Source organism: Floridaenema aerugineum BLCC-F46 (assembly GCF_041929345.1).
Classification (GTDB): domain Bacteria; phylum Cyanobacteriota; class Cyanobacteriia; order Cyanobacteriales; family Aerosakkonemataceae; genus Floridanema; species Floridanema aerugineum.
Genome location: NZ_JBHFNQ010000129.1, coordinates 1 through 18,732, shown reverse-complemented (window position 1 = coordinate 18,732; position 18,732 = coordinate 1). Strand labels below are relative to the sequence as shown.

At 39.2% G+C, this 18,732-nt stretch carries 17 protein-coding genes; 9 read left to right on the top strand and 8 right to left on the bottom strand.

Annotated elements, in window-relative coordinates; translation table 11 throughout:
- The first annotated feature begins 21 nt into the window (after positions 1-21).
- The 5 genes from ACE1CC_RS17130 to ACE1CC_RS17110 all read left to right on the top strand — a co-directional run bounded on the left by ACE1CC_RS17130 (position 22) and on the right by ACE1CC_RS17110 (position 4,948).
- A complete protein-coding gene (locus ACE1CC_RS17130) occupies positions 22-1,494 on the top strand; it encodes a leucyl aminopeptidase (protein WP_413271643.1) in 1,473 nt (490 codons plus the stop codon).
- 379 nt (positions 1,495-1,873) lie between these two features.
- The gene (locus ACE1CC_RS17125) at positions 1,874-3,640 is read left to right on the top strand and encodes a pentapeptide repeat-containing protein (protein WP_413271642.1); all 1,767 of its coding nucleotides are present in this window, start codon (positions 1,874-1,876) and stop codon (positions 3,638-3,640) included.
- Between the two features lie 306 nt (positions 3,641-3,946).
- A complete protein-coding gene (locus ACE1CC_RS17120; protein WP_413263205.1) occupies positions 3,947-4,177 on the top strand; it encodes a hypothetical protein in 231 nt (76 codons plus the stop codon).
- A gap of 181 nt (positions 4,178-4,358) precedes the next feature.
- Entirely contained in the window at positions 4,359-4,721 is a 363-nt protein-coding gene (locus tag ACE1CC_RS17115) for a hypothetical protein (RefSeq protein ID WP_413271641.1), read from the top strand.
- Between the two features lie 2 nt (positions 4,722-4,723).
- Positions 4,724-4,948: a hypothetical protein gene (locus ACE1CC_RS17110; RefSeq protein WP_413271640.1), complete on the top strand. Its 225-nt coding sequence runs from the start codon at positions 4,724-4,726 to the stop codon at positions 4,946-4,948.
- A gap of 208 nt (positions 4,949-5,156) precedes the next feature.
- On the opposite strand, the gene ACE1CC_RS17105 is transcribed toward ACE1CC_RS17110, so the two are convergent.
- On the bottom strand, positions 5,157-5,369 hold the full coding sequence (locus ACE1CC_RS17105) for a type II toxin-antitoxin system HicB family antitoxin (RefSeq protein ID WP_413271639.1): 213 nt from the start codon (positions 5,367-5,369) through the stop codon (positions 5,157-5,159).
- A gap of 115 nt (positions 5,370-5,484) precedes the next feature.
- On the opposite strand from ACE1CC_RS17105, the gene ACE1CC_RS17100 reads away from it, so the two are divergent.
- Positions 5,485-6,282 (top strand): hypothetical protein, encoded by a 798-nt coding sequence (locus ACE1CC_RS17100; RefSeq protein WP_413271638.1) that lies wholly within the window; start codon positions 5,485-5,487, stop codon positions 6,280-6,282.
- A 14-nt stretch (positions 6,283-6,296) separates the two neighbouring features.
- Here the strand turns inward: ACE1CC_RS17100 and ACE1CC_RS17095 are convergent, their stop codons facing one another.
- From ACE1CC_RS17095 to ACE1CC_RS17080, 4 genes are all read right to left on the bottom strand, one after another.
- Positions 6,297-7,472 carry a DNA cytosine methyltransferase gene (locus ACE1CC_RS17095; RefSeq protein ID WP_413271637.1) on the bottom strand — a complete coding sequence of 392 codons (1,176 nt, stop codon included), beginning with the start codon at positions 7,470-7,472 and terminating at the stop codon, positions 6,297-6,299.
- Positions 7,473-7,517: 45 nt separating this feature from the next.
- Positions 7,518-8,090, bottom strand: a complete 573-nt coding sequence (locus ACE1CC_RS17090) for a Uma2 family endonuclease (protein ID WP_413271636.1) — start codon at positions 8,088-8,090, stop codon at positions 7,518-7,520.
- A 265-nt stretch (positions 8,091-8,355) separates the two neighbouring features.
- Complete coding sequence (locus tag ACE1CC_RS17085) at positions 8,356-8,568, bottom strand: type II toxin-antitoxin system HicB family antitoxin (protein WP_413271635.1); 213 nt, start codon at positions 8,566-8,568, stop codon at positions 8,356-8,358.
- Positions 8,569-8,737: 169 nt separating this feature from the next.
- A complete protein-coding gene (locus ACE1CC_RS17080) occupies positions 8,738-8,920 on the bottom strand; it encodes a hypothetical protein (protein ID WP_413271634.1) in 183 nt (60 codons plus the stop codon).
- Positions 8,921-9,454: 534 nt separating this feature from the next.
- Between ACE1CC_RS17080 and ACE1CC_RS17075 the strand changes: the two genes are divergently transcribed.
- A complete protein-coding gene (locus ACE1CC_RS17075; RefSeq protein ID WP_413271633.1) occupies positions 9,455-10,069 on the top strand; it encodes a GIY-YIG nuclease family protein in 615 nt (204 codons plus the stop codon).
- Between the two features lie 341 nt (positions 10,070-10,410).
- Here the strand turns inward: ACE1CC_RS17075 and ACE1CC_RS17070 are convergent, their stop codons facing one another.
- The 3 genes from ACE1CC_RS17070 to ACE1CC_RS17060 form a co-directional block, all read right to left on the bottom strand.
- Entirely contained in the window at positions 10,411-10,629 is a 219-nt protein-coding gene (locus tag ACE1CC_RS17070) for a type II toxin-antitoxin system HicB family antitoxin (protein ID WP_413271632.1), read from the bottom strand.
- A 153-nt stretch (positions 10,630-10,782) separates the two neighbouring features.
- Complete coding sequence (locus ACE1CC_RS17065) at positions 10,783-11,418, bottom strand: transposase (protein WP_413271631.1); 636 nt, start codon at positions 11,416-11,418, stop codon at positions 10,783-10,785.
- A gap of 122 nt (positions 11,419-11,540) precedes the next feature.
- Positions 11,541-15,515: a magnesium chelatase subunit H gene (locus tag ACE1CC_RS17060; protein ID WP_413271630.1), complete on the bottom strand. Its 3,975-nt coding sequence runs from the start codon at positions 15,513-15,515 to the stop codon at positions 11,541-11,543.
- 780 nt (positions 15,516-16,295) lie between these two features.
- Between ACE1CC_RS17060 and ACE1CC_RS17055 the strand changes: the two genes are divergently transcribed.
- Positions 16,296-17,303 (top strand): hypothetical protein, encoded by a 1,008-nt coding sequence (locus tag ACE1CC_RS17055; protein ID WP_413271629.1) that lies wholly within the window; start codon positions 16,296-16,298, stop codon positions 17,301-17,303.
- 136 nt (positions 17,304-17,439) lie between these two features.
- Positions 17,440-18,447, top strand: a complete 1,008-nt coding sequence (locus ACE1CC_RS17050; protein ID WP_413271628.1) for a hypothetical protein — start codon at positions 17,440-17,442, stop codon at positions 18,445-18,447.
- The last annotated feature ends 285 nt before the right edge of the window (positions 18,448-18,732 follow it).

Here is an 18,732-nt window from a genome sequence, read left to right as displayed (position 1 = left end):
TAGATAGGTGGTATAAGCAGAATGGAATTTCGAGCTAGGGATACTGGGCGTTTAAACTGGTCTGGAGATGGACTGGCAATTGGATTTTTTGAAGATGCGGTAGAGTTAACTGGGGATCTAGCAGAGCTAGATCAAAAATTTTCCGGTGTCTTGCAAGAATTAATTGCTGAGACCGAATTTAAGGGCAAAGTCAACAGTAGTGCTGTCACTCGCGTTGGCAGCAATAGCCCTGTTCGTAAGTTAATCTTGGTGGGCTTGGGTAAGGCCCAAGAACTGGAATTAAATACTTTAAGGCTAGCAGCAGCAACAGTGGCTCGGTTAGCGAAAAAGGAAAAATGCAAGACTCTGGGAATTAGTTTACCAGTGTGGCAAAATGACCCAAGTTTAACCACTGGTGCGATCGTCGAAGGAGTAGAATTAGCTCTTTACCAAGATCTTCGCTTTAAATCAGAATCAGAAGATAAAGGTTTACAACTAGAACTAGTAGACTTAATCGGATTAGCTGGTCAAGAAGCGGCGATCGAGCAAGCAAAAAAAATTACTTCTGGCGTTAAGTTAGCACGGGAATTAGTAGCCGCACCAGCTAATGCCGTGACTCCCATAACGTTAGCCGAAACAGCGCAAAACATAGCCAATGAATATGGTTTAATTGCCGAAATTCTGGAAAAAGAAGATTGTGAAAAGTTAGGTATGGGAGCTTTTTTGGGTGTAGCCCAAGCTTCTGATTTACCACCTAAGTTTATTCATCTTACTTACAAACCTGAAGGCAGCCCCCGGAAGAAATTGGCAATTATCGGTAAAGGTTTGACTTTTGATTCTGGTGGGTTAAATATTAAAGGTGCAGGTAGCGGCATCGAAATGATGAAAATCGATATGGGTGGTGCTGCGGCGACTTTGGGTGCGGCACAAGCGATCGCTCAATTAAAACCAGATGTGGAAGTTCACTTTATTTCTGCGGCTACAGAAAATATGATTAGCGGTCGCGCTATTCACCCCGGCGATGTGTTAAAAGCTTCCAATGGTAAAACTATTGAAGTTAACAACACCGACGCAGAAGGACGTTTAACTTTAGCTGATGCTTTGGTGTTTGCTGATAAACTGGGTGTGGATGCGATCGTTGATTTAGCTACCCTCACAGGTGCCTGTGTCATTGCTTTAGGTGATGATATCGCTGGTTTATGGAGTCCTGACGATAATGTAGCTAATCAGTTACTCGCAGCCGCCCAAGCAGCTGGGGAAAAAATTTGGCGAATGCCAATGGAAGAAAAATACTTCGATGGGTTAAAATCGACAATTGCAGATATGAAGAATACAGGCCCCCGCGCAGGTGGTTCCATCACCGCTGCTTTATTCCTCAAGCAATTTGTTAAAGAAACACCTTGGGCACATTTAGACGTTGCTGGCCCTGTTTGGACAGAAAAAGAAAGTGGTTACAACAACGTTGGTGCAACTGGATACGGTGTACGTACTTTAGTAAATTGGGTGCTTAGTTAATCTAACGAGAGCCCCGACTTCTTTAAGAAGTCGGGACTCTGAGAGTTGTTAAAGTTGCTACAGATAAATAAAATTTTATTTGCAGTTAAAGATTTTCAGATCGAGGGAAAATTAGCCAACAAATTCGCCAATTTTTTCAGGAAAATGTTATTTATTATAGAATCCCAAACAACAACTTATTAGATGCTAATCTTAACAGTAGGGAATTTCTGGAATATCAACCTGACCGCTGCTAACCCCGTATGTAGTATTAAAGGGTGTTGTTCTGATTAATAATAAAGCAGTTTGGTTTATGTTTGTGAATCACGCCTAAGTTTTACCCTTCTACCCCCTGCCAAAACATTTAGTGCAACCAAACCCAACATTGATTCGTCAGCTTATGAAAAACTTCCCAGATTTTTCTAAACAAGGTTATCAAGTGCAGAAAGAGTTAGGCCATAATCGTTCTTGTGGTCGAGTGACTTATTTAGCAGTTGATACAAAAACTTATCTGCCTGTAGTAATTAAACACTTTCAGTTTGCTCAATTAGGTGCTAGTTGGACAGACTACGAAACAGTGGAAAAAGAAATTCAATTATTGCGCCACCTGAATCATCCGAGTATTCCCAACTATTTAGACTCGTTCCAAACACCTTCCGGTTTTTGTTTGGTGCAAGAGTATAAACAAGCGCCATCTTTAGGTCAACCACGTTACTTTAACCCCCGGGAAGTTAAAGAAATTGCTGTAGCAATTTTGGAAGTTTTAGTATATTTGCAACAGCAAAACCCACCAATAATCCATCGTGACATTAAACCAGAGAATATTTTGGTCGATCGCCAAAATGAATTCAAAGTTTACTTAGTAGATTTTGGTTTTGCTCACATTGGCAGCGGTGAAGTAGCGATTAGCAGTGCCGTAAAAGGTACACTAGGCTTTATGCCACCGGAACAATTGTTTAATCGTCAGTTAACAGAAGCTTCCGATCTCTACAGTTTAGGTGCTACCCTAATTTGTTTGTTAACTCAGACGAAATCAACCCAAGTTGGTAATTTAATTGATGACCATTATCAAATTAATTTTAAGCATTTGGTGCCACAACTCAACCCAGAATTTATTGAATGGTTAGAAGAAATAGTTGCACCGAACTTGAACGATCGCTTCGATAATGCTCAAGATGCTTTAGAAGCACTCCAATCTATCGACGTACTAGTTCACGACTCTACCAAAGAATCCGGCACTGCCCTAAAATTGCACAAAAAAGCAATTCCAGTACTAGCTTTTGGAGCTTTTTCATTAATCAGCTTCTCTCTAGCAACTTATTCCAAAGTAACAGCCGAGAATCAGCGCCTTAAACAGCTAAATGTCCAACTCAAAGATCAAGTATATAATAGCAAGCAATCAATGATAGATTTGCTGCTAAAAACTCGTCAATGTCCCCAATGCGAGTTAGGAAATACCTATTTAGTTGGTGCAAACTTAGAAAATGCAGCTTTAAAAGGCGCTTACTTGGTAAATGCTAACTTGGAAAATGCCAATTTAGAACGCGCTTATTTAGCTGGTGCAAATCTCCAAGAAGCTAATTTGAAAAATGCTAATTTAGAAGGTGCTAATTTAGGTTACGCTAACCTACTATCCGCCAAAATAGAAGGCGCTGACTTAAGAAAAGCGAATCTTTGGGGTGCTAAGTTAGGCGGCTACGTTAACTTTAGAAGTGCCAATTTAGAAGGTGCAAATTTAGGTTACGCTCACCTTACAGGTGTCTACTTCGGCAATGCTAACTTGAAAAATGTTAACTTTTGGGGTGCTAATTTAACAGGCGCTTTCTTAGGAGGTGCCAAGTTAGGCAATGCTAAGTTAAAAGACACAAATTTAGCAGGTGCTAATTTAGCCGATGCAGACTTAGATGCTGCTTATTTAGAAAGTGCAAATTTGGCTGGTGCCAAACTATTAGGTGCTTATTTGGAAAATGCAGATTTAACCAAAGCTGACTTAGATGGTGCAGATTTGCGCGGTGCTAATTTGAAAGGTGCTAATTTAAGTAACGCAAATCTGCGAGGTGCAAATCTGCGAGGTGCAAATCTGCAAAATGCGAATCTAGAAGGCGCAAATGTCCGCGAAACTAATCTAAAAGGTGCAACAATGCCTGATGGATCGACATATAAATAAATCGCTTTTTCTGTTTAATTAACTTTTAAAAGGCATCCATTTCGGATGCTTTTGTTTTTGATAAATTACGGAAATGTGGGGGAAAATTATCCAAAAGAAATTTTCCCCAAAAAATTATGACTGGCGCTATTGTTCTGGGTTAGATCCTGATCATCCAGATCGATCGCATCTCTATGCTACGTTAGCATCAACTTAGCGACTGCGATCGATCAAAAGCGCCACAGTTCTAGGCGATCGCTAAAAGTACAACCCTCATATTTTTTAGCATCTCAGCTACAATAGGTTATAGTTATCTGCTTAGTCATTATGAATACTACAGACATTCGCGAGCAAGCAAAGGAATATGTAGAGCAACTGTCAGCAGAAAAACTCCTTGTAGCTGTTGACTTTTTAGCCTATTTATTAGAGCGAGACAGCAATGAAGCCACGGAAGAATTATTGCAAATTCCCGGTTTTCAAGAAACTTTTGCCAAAGCTAAAAAAGATATAGCAGCAGGTAAGGTGATTCCAGTTGACCAACTCAAACGAAAATACTGATTTATATACAGTTGTCGTTAGTTCTGACGCGCAAGAGTTTTTTGAAGCAGCATCGGCTCAATTGCAACTCGCGGAACATCTTCAAAAGAAATAAAACAAAAGCTCTGAGGAGAAAAACTTAACTTTATTGAATACCTTTAATTGTATAATTATTAAAATTAATCTATAACTAAAGCGAATTTTGGAACCAACGGAAGCCCAATACATCATTATTAATGCTTTAGAAACTTTAGAGTTGCTGCAACTGCAAACCTTCGATCCAGATCGGGGAAATTGGTATATCAGCACTCCTAGCCCTATCTTACCATTGGCAATGATTTTGCCCAGCGGCAGTATTTCAGGAGTTAATTTATCAGTCGATCGCACCAGGGAAGCAACTGCTCAATATTTGGTGATTAATGCTTTGGAAACTTTACAGTTAATTGAATTGCGAATTTTAGATTCGGAAACCAGAAATTATTATATTCGTACTCCCAGTCCTTTGTTACCTGTTGCTATGATCTTAGAAAGTGGCGAAATTGTACCGACAGATTGGATGTTATAACTATGAGAGAGCCTACGGAATTGGAAAAACAACAATATCAGCGGATGATAGAACTCTCCGATTTAGCTAGAAAACGCTACTTAGAAGCAGGGGGAGATTCTCGGCGTGCAGCAGATGATAAATATATGACTGCTGAGGAGAAGAAAGAATTTTTGGAGTTAGGGCGAATAGTTTTTGGTGTTGGAATTAGAGATGATGAAGGAAAGCGCCAGTCTGTTAGTTCTTAATCGAATAGCGATCGCATCTCTTGCTACGTTAGCATCAACTTAGTCACTGCGATCGATCAAAAGCACCACAGTTTTAGGCGATCGCTAAAAATGCAACACTCATATTTTTTTAGCATCTACTCAAACCGATTTTTAGACTCTGCATGACTTCTGGGAATGCTAGAAATAGGTTCACTTTTCTGAGCTAACACACTTCCTGATTAACCAACTAAGCAAACATCAACCTACCTTTTGCTTCAGGAATTTGACGACCTAATTCTTTAGCAGTTTCAATCCATTCTTGCATCACAATTTCTACATTTTGTAAAGCTTCTTGATAACTTGCACCATCAGCAGCACAACCTGGTAATTCTGGTACTTCGGCAATAAATGCCTCATCTTCGTTACTCCAGTAGAGAATGATTTGATAATGCACGATCATTTTAATTACCCAGCTTATACTTAAAAATTACTATACTCGTATATTGTTTTGATGATGAACTGGTTTATAATTTTGATTAGCACTCAGCAAGTCCTATAAGTTTAATATAAATTTAATGTCAATTGACTTAACGGCTGATAATTTGATACCCCTTTCCATCCAAGAACGTAAAGCACTAATTTTACATTATGCTTCATTAATCGATGTAATTAACATAAGAGACGAAGATTTGCATAATGCTTACAAATTGGGAAAAGTTATTTCCTCAATAGCATCAGCCTATTTTCAAAATCAAATTGAACAAGATAATCTAAATGAATCTTTTTTAAAATTAGATAGGCAATCTCAGCTAATAAGTAGTAAAACTGAGAAATTTGCTGAAGATTGTATTGAATGGCTAAAAGAAGATTTTGCAAGAAAAAAGGCCATCCTAGAGCATCATCCTAACCCAATTAATCTTTTTGAACTTTGTGGAGCTAAATTACTAGTTACTAGCAACTCTGTCACCAGAACACTTAGTACAAAAATGGGGCGACTCTGGGAAGAAATAGCTAATATTAGCCCTTATGTAATCATACCAGAATTTGAATTTGGAATTAAAATTACAGGTATTGATATTGTTATCCTCTCAGAAGGAATAGTTAAATTTGCACAATTAAAAACTCTCAAAGGTACATTAACTGGTTCTCAAATACCTAGAGCTAAAAAAGAATTAGGTATTCATGAAAATCCTTTGTTCATAGCAGCTTTTGATTTGGGTTCATGGACATTTCCTAGAACCCCTGATATTCCTCGCATTGCTGGTAAGGAATTTTGGGATACCATTCATCTAAATTATGAGCTTGTGGAAAATCATGTGAGGAATATGCTACAGAGAATTGACAAAGCTTTTGCTGAATTAGCTGCTAGCTAAATATGATTCAAAGTTTATAAAGAAAACAGCGATAACTGTTCAGCAATCTCTTTGCCTTTTGGCTTATTTCCTTGAATCAAATCGAAAAGATAGCTACCTATTTCTTTAGCTAGTAGTACTGGAACTGCATTACCAATTTGTTTGTATTTAGAAGTTACTGAACCATAAAAAATCCAATCATCTGGAAAAGTTTGAATTTTGGCACATTCGCGCACACTTAAAGGACGCAATTCTACAGGGTGACACATATCTGTTGCTTTTTGATGCGGACTCGTCGTTACTGTTGGTGAAGGTTTATCCCAAGATAATCTTCTGTAAAAACCAACTTTTCCGCCTCCTGAATCGTAAGCGCCTCCCATTGCTTCTTTTATTAATTCTTTTGGTAAATCTCTCCAGTTTTGTCCTGCTTTTAAGAGTTTCAAATACTTTAATCTACTTTCTGAGTAAGCAATAAATTCTAGTTCTGGATCGATTAAATCTGTTAAAGCGTCTCTTAAAGTACGCCACTTGGGTAAACTTTTTCCATTTTGGCAATATTTAGCTAAGGGAAAGGTAACAGATTCATTATCTCTAGAACCAATAAATATGACTCGTTCTCTATTTTGAGGAACACCGTAATCTGCTGCTTCTAAAAGATTATAAACTACGCTGTAACCTAGTTCTTTCATTTCGCTTAATACGACCTTTAAAGCAGCACCAGACATTTCATCAGGTTCTAATGGTGGGTGATTTTTTCCCCTTTGGTTAATTGGTCTATGACGAATAGGTGCAGACAGCAAACCTCTCACATTTTCCATTAAGAAAAATCGGGGTTGAACTTCTTTAACAATGCGAATAAAGTCCATAAATAAACTGCCGCGTGGGTCGATTACTGAACCTCTTTTTCCAGCAGTACTAAATGGCTGGCAAGGTGGGCCACCAGTCACTAAGTCTACTTCACCAGGACGCAAAGCGCGGTCTAATTTTAAAACTCTTCCTCCTTCCGCAAGTAAATCTTGGCTACTGACTTTTTCTATCTCTCTGGGAACTGCGCTTTCTTGAAGATGCGATCGATTGAGTGCGATCGTTCTTGTAGCATCCCGGTCTTTTTCAACTACACTTATTGTGTGAAATCCCGCTTGTTCTAACCCCAAGTCTAGACCAAAAGCACCCGCAAAGAGGGAAATAGAAATAGCTTTACCGTCTATCATGTTTGTGACAAATCTCTTTACTGAGATAAGAGTAGTATAGATTTACTAGATTGGTTCTAAATTTAACACAAATCTCGGTAAAACATCTTCTCCTGATAAACTAGCAGGAGATTCTAAAACTTCAACTTCTCTACCTTGTCGGTAAATTTCTACTCTTCGGGAAGCTCGAACAATCAACCACCCCAAACGAGTACCATTTGCTAAATACTCCTGCATTTTTTCTTGAGTTGCAGTTAAACTATCACTTGGCGAAAGTAATTCAACTACAAAATCAGGACAAAGGGGAAGAAATCTTCTTTTTTGTTCAACAGTTAAAGCATTCCAACGTTCTAAAGGTATCCAAGCAGCGTCAGGAGAACGATCGCCACCATTTGGTAATTTAAAACCTGTAGAAGAATCGAAAGCAATACCAGTACCATCAACATCTGTCCAATTAAATAATTGTTGGGTCAATCTACCATTTCGATTTCCCGTCTCTCCTCCCGTCGGTGGCATGATAATTAATTCTCCATTAGCATTGCGTTCAAATCTCAAATCGCGGTTATCCTGACAAAGCTGGAAAAATTGCTCGTCTGTCAGTTTAATGATGGAATTGAAGTTAACAGTGAGAGCATTCATATTGAGATTTTACATTAGGTAATGTTTCTATTTAATATTTTATTCTGGTTATTAATGGTTTGTGCGATCGCATCTCTTGCTACGTTAACATCAACTTAGTCAGTGCGATCGATCAAAAGCGCCACAGTTATAGGCGATCGCTAAAAGTCCAACCCTCATATTTTTTTTAGCATCTACTCAAACCGATTTTTAGACTCTGCATGATTTCTAGGAATGCTAAAAATAGGTTCACTTTTCTGAGCTAAGACACTTCCTGATTAACCAACTAAGCAAACATCAACCTACCTTTTGCTTCAGGAATTTGACGACCTAATTCTTTAGCAGTTTCAATCCATTCTTGCATCACAATTTCTACATTTTGCAAAGCTTCTTGATAAGTTGCACCATCAGCAGCACAACCTGGTAATTCTGGTACTTCGGCAATAAATGCCTCATCTTCGTTACTCCAGTAAATTATAATTTTATAACGCATCTTCATTTTGATTCCCCTTATTTTAGTTATTCTACAGTTTCATATACTAAGATTTACTAATCGCTAATACAGGCACAAAAAAACCCACTAGTTAGTGGAGTGGGTTTTATTATACTTAATATTTATTTAGTTAGCCTGATAGCCAGTAAGTACTGGTTACTTCATATCTTGGGTATTACTGTTTGATCGCTGCTTCAAGCGCTTTTAGCCTTTCCGCTACTTGCGCTGTATATTCAGCATTCTCAGTTTCTTTCACCTTAGCGTTATGAACTCGAAGTACGACAGGAATACTACCGACAAAGATAGTAGCTAACCCTGCCGGAACAGGAGGTGCATTGCAGGCGGTTAAGATACCCATAACAACAGCCCCCGCTATATCAAAGACATAACAAAGGTTGTTTTTTTTGTTTCGAGAGTTTTCTCTGGTTGGCATTTTTTGCTTTTTGTGCGTGGACAAGACAAACGCATCCTGTGAAAAGGAAGCTATTTGCCTTTTTCGGAAAAAAATATCTTGCGATACTTTTTATCCAGAAAATAATAAGTCTGAAAACCAGAGTTGCTGCGCTATAGGCTGTTTAGATACTCCTTTACGATATACTCCAGTAAATATTATACACGCTAGTAATACAGATATTAGATCTGAAGACTTGCTAGAACCAAGAAAAACTCTTCTAGTCTTCAAATAGTATTGAGAATGATACTTTGGGGTTATAGCAAAATTTTATGCGTGAGTGTTTTATCAATAAATAATATTGATTTAAAATATTTCAGCGATTTGGCAACGAGAAATCAAGACTTTCAACGCTTAAATGTTTTCGTGCTGCTAGATGGGTTTACTCTGGGTTCGTTAATAATGAGATAATTAACTTATAAGCTGAGAAAAAATAAACTAATGGATAGTGTACAAAGAATTAGAAGAGTTACTGCTCAAAATTTCATCTATTGTTTACGGCTTGAGTATGTTAATGAAATAGAGCATAAAGATGGCTTTAATATTGTAAATTCAGATGCTATTTACTGGGGAATGACATCCAACCTAGAGCAACGGATGAAACAACATTTGGATGGTGAAGTATTATCAACTTGTCAAGAACTTACTCTTGATGGTTGGCGTAGTCATATAAACATTCTCTACACAGTAGCATTTAACTCTAAACGTGACGCGGAATTAGCAGAGAAGAAAGCGTGGGAAAAATCTGGTTATGGGCAAGGCACCAAATATTCATGTGCAGGTACAGTTGCAGAAATGAATTTAGCTTATCGTCATCTTCTCGATTTGGGATGGGATGGACGGCAATTTGGTCTTAAATATTTTATAAAATTAATGCCCAGGTATTTAAGCCTTTGGGACGAAACAGATCCCTACCTCAAACTAGAATCAGAAGTAAATCGCAAGCCAACTATAACTGAGAAATTGAAAGAACGAAGAAGACAAAAAATTCAAGAATTAAGAGCACAAAAAAAATTCAGCCAGGATTTTTCAGGAAACGAGGATATTCCTGGCTGATTTGCTAACAGTCCGTGTTAATTTCTCCGATTGAGAATTGTTCCCTCTCCATTACAATGTCTGCAAATTCGTATCTGCTGTGTTCTTGGCATACCAAGAGTTTCCCATACTGGTGCAATACCAGTGCCTAAGCAATTTGGACAAACAACTTTTTCAGGTTTTGTTTTCATATATATATATGTGTGGCTTGACATTGATAGGGTACTAATTTGATAATTGTATTGTCTGGGCAAATAAGGTTAGATTGCCTAATCTTTATATTTTTTCATAATTTAATTCTTGCAAAAAATAGTATAAGCTACTATTTTAAACACAACTGTTATCAAAAGCCATAATACTAATCATACAAAATTTATTTTGATGCCTGACTCTTCAAGAACTTCTGTTAACGTACCCATTACCTCACATTCCTCGAAAAACGCTTCTAAAGCTTGTTGAACAGATTGTCTGGCTTTTTCGATCGTTTCCCCAAAACTAGAAACATTTAAATCTGGGCAAATTCCTATATATAAATCACCTTCTTGTAGAATCTCAATTCTTACTTCTATTTTCCCTATCACAGCTTTTTTAAACCTCTCACTCTAAAAAAAATATGCGACTAGATTGTAAATTGTTGTAGAGACGTTGCATGCAACGTCTCTACAACAATTTACAATCTACAATTTACTACAATTTACAATCTAGCAACGTTTCTACTATCTAGAATAACATTTTTACATCCACAGGTTTTCGGGATTTTTACATTCATTTTCCCATTTTGCTGGGTTGTTAATAATATATTTGCGAATTCGATCTAAAGCACTACTATTACGAATAACATGATCATAAAATCGGGGTTGCCAAGCGAAAGATTCATAACCATTAATATGACACCAACGACTAACAGCAGATTTGTAAGAACGCATAATAACACTCAGACTTCCTGCTTTGGGTGATATTTCCGACATTGCTTGGGAAATGCCATAGTTATCATCTGCTGTTTTCCTTTGATTTGTTGGTGTTGGTGCTGTTGTTGTTTTTGTAGAGACGTTGCATGCAACGTCTCTACATTCAGCAGCGTCTCTACATTCTGGATGGTCAATAATTATGATTCCATGTATATGATTCGGCATTATTACATAAGCATCTAAGTAAGTATATTTAAAATGACTAGGAATGTTTAACCAGAATTCTTCTGCTATTTTTCCAATTGCTGTTAATTGTATTTGATTGCCGATCGCCTCCCCCAAAAAGCACAACTTTTGATAAGTACAAATAGTAACGAAATACCACCCATTATTAGAATAATTATAATCTTTTAATCTGATAGATTCACTTTTATACTTGTCTTTAAATCTTGAGTCTGTCATAATTTTGCAGTGAATATCGATTCATAAAATTAATAATCAATGCCCATCTATAAAGGAAAAATAATCATAAAATGTAGAGACGTTGCATGCAACGTCTCTACATTTTATGATTATTTTTTTGCCTATTCTACGCCTTCAATTCGATCCTCAACCTCCTGATACAACTGGCGCAACAAATCCAAATTGCTTTCATTTGTTTCCCAATAACCACGACCATTCGCTTCCAACAAAGTAGTTACAACTTTGCGGAAAGAATGGGGATTTAAATTCATCAAACGCTGACGCATTTCTTCATCTTTGATGAAAGTGCTGTTAGCATCCTCATAAATCCAGTTATCGACAGCGCCAGCAGTTGCACTCCAACCCATTGTATTTACTAAACGTTTGGAGAGTTCCCGCACACCTTCGTAACCGTGAGAAAGCATACCCTCGTACCACTTGGGATTTAACAGTTTGGTACGCGCATCTAAACGCACGGTTTCTGATAGTGTCCGTACCTGTGCATTGGCGGTTGTGGTATCAGCAATGTAGGATACTGGTGTCTTACCATCACCGCGCAATTTAGCGACAACTTTGGTCGGGTCGGAATCGTAATAATGGGAAACGTCTGTTAAGCTAATCTCGGAAGAATCGAGGTTTTGGAAAGTTACTTCCGCAGTTTTTAAGGAAGATTCAAAAATCTTTCTTGACTCTTCCATCATCCCAGGATTATCAGCACTGAAGGCGAAAGATTTGCGGTTGAGGTACATTTCTTGTAACTCTGCTTCGCTGTCCCAAGTGCTGTTTTCTACTGCTAGGTTGATGTTAGAAGAATAGGAACCGGAAGCGTTAGAAAATACGCGAGTTGCAGCTTGTCGCAAGTTAATTCCCATTTCTTCTGCTTGCTGCAATGCGTGTTTGCGAACAAAGTTCATTTCTAAAGGTTCTTCTGCTTCTGCTGCCATCTTAATTGCTTGGTCTAGCAGGTTCATTTGGTTGATGAACAAATCGCGGAATACACCGGAACAATTGACTACAACATCAATTCTGGGACGACCTAATTCTTCTAATGGAATTAGTTGCAATTTATTCACTCTTCCTAATGAATCAGGAATGGGTGTTACACCCACCATCCACATAATTTGGGCGAGAGATTCGCCGTAGGTTTTGATGTTGTCAGTTCCCCAAAGTACGCAAGCAATTGTTTCGGGCCAGTTGCCGATTTCTTCTCTTTGTCTTGCCAACAATCTGTCAACAACAACTTTGGCAGCTTTCACTGCTGCTGCTGTAGGAATTGATTGGGGATCTAAGGCGTGAATGTTTTTACCAGTTGGCAAAACATCAGGGTTACGAATTGGATCTCCACCGGGTCCCGGTAATACATATTCGCCTTCTAATGCTTTTAACAATCCGCCTAATTCGTTGTCAGCGCAAACTTGTTTTAAGCAGAATTCCAAGTATTCAAACAAGGGTTTAATTGCTTCGGGATCAACCTTGGGATAACCTGCTTGTTGTAATGCTTCGATCCAAGGTTCTTTCTTACCCATGTTGAAGAAATTCAACTTGGAAACGAGGGAAACTCGTCCGTCAGCATCGGTTTGTTCTTTGACTAAAGCTGCAACAGCGGCGCGAGTGGCGAGGGTGATTTCTTGTAATAGCTGAACGTCTCCTAAAACGCCTTTGTCGTTATTAACATAAATCTCGTCGATGTCGCGTCCGATGCTGTTAGCAATAATTCGAGGTAAGCTGAGGATTTCTTCTTCGTTTCTGTCTAAAGCGGCGATGTTTACTAAAGTTGCGATCGCTTCTTCCGAACTAGGCGGTTTACCAATTACGTGCAACCCACAAGGTAACAACCTGGATTCAATTTCCATCAGCTTGCGATAAACCAAACCGACGATATTATCCCGTTCTTCAGCAGACATATCCTTGGCATCTATTTCTGGCAATTCAATGTCTTTATCCAAATTCACCAAACGGCATTTATCCATGATGGTATTCACAATTGGAATCCCCCGTCCGGTATCTTTTAAAGTTTGGTAAGAACCGATTAATTCACTCAGTTCTTTTAACCCTTTATAAAGTCCGGCATTTTCCGCTGGTGGTGTTAGGTAGCTGATAGTTTCGGCATAACTCCGACGCTTGGCAATTGTTGCTTCGCTGGGGTTATTCGCAGCGTAATAGTAAATATTTGGAATCGAACCAATGAGATTATCTGGATAACAATCTCCCGACATTCCCATCTGTTTTCCTGGCATGAATTCCAGCGATCCGTGAGTGCCAAAATGCAACACCGCATCAGCTTTCCAGATTTGTTCTAGATAGGTGTAATAAGCGGCGAAACCATGATGGGGACTGGCAGAACGGGAGAACAACAACCGCATTGGATCGCCTTCATAACCGAAAGTTGGTTGCACGCCAATGAAGACATTTCCAAACTCTTTGCCGTAAATTAAGAGGTTTTGTCCGTCACTATTTAAATGTCCTGGTGGCGGGCCCCAATTTTCGTGCAATCTTTCGGAATAAGGTGTTAATTCTTCATATTCTGGCACCGACATCCGATAGGCAATATTTAATTCGGGAGTGGCATATTGTGCCTGGGCATCGTGGATAACTTCCAGCATCAACTTTTCGGCTGAATCTGGCAATTCTGGCACATCATAACCGTTATATTTGAGGGCTTTCATTACCTCATAAATTGAACCGAAAACATCTAAATATGCTGCGGTTCCCACGTTGCCTTTATCAGGGGGAAAGCTAAAAACGGTGATGGCAATTTTTTTATCTAATTTGGGTTGACGGCGTAATTTTGCCCATTTTAATGCGCGTTGGGAAATTGCTTCGATGCGGTCTTGTAATGCGATCGCCTTTCCAGTTGCCCCATCTCTTCCCGACAAAATAATCGGTTCGATCGCACCATCTAACTCAGGAATTGCTATCTGTAACGCTACCTGAATTGGGTGCAAACCTAAATCGCTATCTTGCCATTCTTCCGTAGTTTGGAACACCAAAGGTAACGCCACCATATAAGGACGATTTAACCGTTTTAGTGAGTCGATCGCCTTCGGATGATCTTGTCTGGCGGGGCCACCAACTAAAGCAAAACCTGTTAAAGATACAACTGTATCTACAAGTGCTGTCGGTGTTTTCGCATTGGGATCGTAGAAATAAGCATCCACAGGTTTGGAGAAATCTAAACCTCCCGCAAACACCGGAACAACTCTTGCACCCATCGCTTCCAATTCTTGCACCATTGCTACATAATGGGCATCATCACCTGTAACCAAGTGAGTCCTTTGTAGCACTAACCCAACGCAAGGAGCTAAGGGATCTTTCAAGTCCGCAGAAATATCTTTCCGAGTGTTATACCAGTTGAGATATTCTTTAACATCCTCAAACATTGTCGGTGCCATCGGATGCCAAATTCCCATATCGGGATAAGTTACAGGGTCTTGAAATTTCAGTTTTTGATTCCCTTTGAAAACATATTTATCTGCTAACATCAGCAGAAAGTTTTCTAAGTTTTCTGAGGAACCGCCTAACCAATATTGGAAACTAAGCATGAAGTTTCTCGCATCCTGCGCTTTGTCCATTGGTAAATATTTCAGGACTTTGGGCAAGGTTTGCAACAGTTTCAGCATTCCTTCTTGGAAACCGGAACCTGACTTTTCTTTGCGCTTCCGCATGAATTGAGCGATCGCACTTTTTGACTGTCCCAACTGTGCCATTGAAAAGCTGCCCATTTTATTTAGGCGCATCACTTGTGGCATCGAAGGAAAGACAACCGCAACATCTAAATTATCGCGATGTGGTTCCACAGCAGCGACAACTTTCTCGGCTAAATCTTCAATGAAAATCAACGAAGCGATAAAGACATTAGCATCAGCAATATCGCGTTTAAAATCCTCGTAGTTTTCTCGATCGCGCAACTCTTCGATTAAATAACCGCTAATTTCAATTGCTAAATCTGGGTTATTTTTATTAATCGAATTAACTGCCGCTGATAGTGTACTCTGATATTGCGGCTCAAGCACGACATAGACCACCTTGAGTAAAGACCGCCCCATGAGGTTGTCTGGTGTAATGCGTCGAATGGTGGACTTGACGTGGGTAAACATTCAGTTCGGCTCCTTATGGTTGGGCTAGCTAGTCATCAATCATTAATCAGCTAATCCTTGGCTGTTGGGCAGCGGGCATCAGTAGCATCTCACCCAAACTCAAGACCCCAGACTCGCTGAAATCTCCGTCCTTAGTGTCACTCTTTATTAAAGAGGCACATTAGTAGGTTTTACCAAAAAATGCTTACTAAATGCGGCTTTTGACCCCCGTCCGATACAAATTGATAAAAATTTCGTAATTTTCTGTTACAAATCTTGACAATTGCCGAAGTATTACTTCTTTTTTGTCTTTGTTTTTAATTTTTAATCAGATAAAAATGCCAACAATGCCCCAATCGGAAAAATTTTTTGTAACTATTGATTAATTTAAAAGTAATTTTTCCGAGAATTATATAAAAATTAATAATTATAGCTATTAACAAGATTTATCTTAATGTTGCAAGTAGGGGTAATTCATGAATTACCCCTACGACTTGTGAGGAAACTACCCAAAAAGTTAAGTAAATAAATTTAACTAGTTTTCCCGAAAATTACTATTTCTGCCAAAAAAAACGCCCTCAAAACTAGCGATCGAATTTAATTAACTATTACCTTAAAACTCAGGACAAATCTGATTAAAATTGAAAAACTTTTCCTTGGTCTTGACCAGGCAGTGTTTTTCCATAATATTTTATTTAAAGCTAAGGGCTGTGGTATATTTGGGAGAAATTTCCCAGAAGAAAGCTTGAATAATATTTCCCAAGCAATACTTAGTTAATGTTAATTTGAGTGTGAGGAAGCATGGCTTATTTCAACCATTTTTCGGAACCATACTATCTGGCTATTTACCCAGATGTTAAGGCATCTGTATATACTTTTAGAAATTTCTCTTCTGGATTCGATCACTTTTTATCTTTTGGTCTACAAGAAGGTCGCACCTCTGTATCACCCTTTTTTAGTGAGGAAGGCTACTTAGCGCTATATCCAGATGTAGCAAGGGCAGTAAGCTCAGGGTTCGTTCGTTCTGGAGTCGAACATTTTGCCTTATATGGTGCTGATGAAGGACGTTACTCCCCCATAGGCACCTTTGACTCAGAACAAGTTTATTTACAGAGAAATCCCGATGTAGCAGCTGCGGTAAGACAAGGATTTTTCCGTTCTGGGTACGACCACTTCCTGCAACTAGGACAATTCGAGGGTCGTGTACCAGGCTCGTTTAATGAACGGGATTATCTCCTTTTTAACCCAGATGTAGCAGCAATTATCGGCGTGACTGACCAAGAAACTGGTCAGATAACTTTTATTTCTGGTTTTGAGCATTACGTTCAGGTCGGACAGTTTGAAGACCGACTTCCTTTGTTTAGCGGCACTAGTGGTAATGACATTGTAACTAGTTTTGGCGAAAGCCAAACTCAACTGACAGGGGTTGAATATACACCTTTATCTGCCGCTACAAACCCACCTGATTACGTACTGGGAAGCACCGGACTTGGTGAAATCGATATCCTAATCGGTGGCGCAGCTGAGAATTCATTCTTGCTAGCTCTCAGAGGAAACCGAACAAATCCCAACCCCGTACAATTGTATGTTGGTGGTGGCAGTGCTGACTATGCTGTAATTAGAAACTTTGTCAGAGGTGCTGACCAAATCCAGTTATTCGGTTCGATCGACAATTACACGCAACAAGTTAGTGGTCGGAATCTGGCTATCTTCACCAATAGTGGAGATATCGTTGCTATTGTGGAAGGCATAAATACTCCTTTAGCTACGGTTTCTACTTCAGCAGACGGCTTTTTCTTACTCGGTTAGCAACCATTAGCAACCTACACCATCAGCAGATATGTTTTCCTACAGCTAAATCTGGAAGAGATTTCCACATCCAGATTATGCTTGAATAATATTTATCAAGCAATATCTAGTTAATCTTAAATAGTGTGAGGAAAGCATGGCTTATTTTGAACACTTTGACGAAGCATTTTATCGGGCTAGTTATTCAGACGTTCGAGCAGCAGTAAATACTCCCAGAAGTTTCGTTTCAGGATTTCAACACTTTTCCCTTTACGGTCTAAACGAACGCCGCACCCTGGTATCACCCTTTTTTAATGAGGGAGCTTATTTAGCGCTATATCCAGATGTGGCAAATGCTGTAAGCTCAGGAGTCTATCGTTCTGGAGTAGAACATTTTGCCTTACGTGGCGCTGATGAAGGACGTTACTCCCCGATAATCACCAATGACTCAGAACAAATTTATTTACAGAGAAACCCCGATGTAGCAGCAGCGGTAACACAAGGGTTGTTCCGTTCTGGGTACGACCACTTCCTGCGAAGGGGTCAAGTCGAGGGTCGCGTACCAGGCTCTTTCAATGAAAGAGATTATCTCCTGTTTAACCCAGATGTAGCAAGAGCGATCGGTGTTGCCGATCCCACAACTGGTGTTGTAGAGTTTGGTTCTGGTTACGAGCATTACATTCGGTTTGGACAGTTTGAAAACCGACTTGCTTTCTTTAGCGGCACTGCTGGTAATGACGTTGTTACTAGTTTTGGTGCCAGCCCAACCGAACTGACAGGGATTAGTTACACAACTTTATCTGGGTCTACAAACCCATTTGATTACGTGCTGGGAAGCACTGGACTTGGTGAAATTGATACCCTAATCGGTAGTTCATCAAGGGATAATTACTTGCTAACTCTCAGAGGAAACCGACAAAATCCCAGCCCCGTACAATTGTATGTTGGTGGTGGCAACGCTGACTATGCTTTAATTAGAGGGTTTCAAAGAGGCGTTGACACAATCCAATTAATAGGTTCAATCAACAATTACACGCAACAAGTTAGTGGTAGCAATCTGAATATCTCGACTAGTGCTGGAGATCTTCTTGCTATTGTGGAAGGTGTAAATACTCCTTTGACTACAGCTTCTACTTCGGCAGACGGCTTTTTCTTACTCAGTTAGTAAGATATAGTTGCTAACGGAGATTTTATAGTTTCAGGAAGTTTCAAACCGAGTTAGTTTGGCGGTAGTTCTGAAGAACTCACCGCCTACTTATTTGTTTATACTTAAATAATGTTGGCTCTTTCGGGTTAATGGGGAAAAATGTTCATTAGTGTTACAAACTAGGGAAACGGTGCGTTAGGCACGGGAACTTATTTATGGGTTGAAATGCTGAATTTATCGCCCGTGCCTAACACACCCTACATTTAAATAAGATTTTGTTATCACCATAAATCCGGGAGAGCC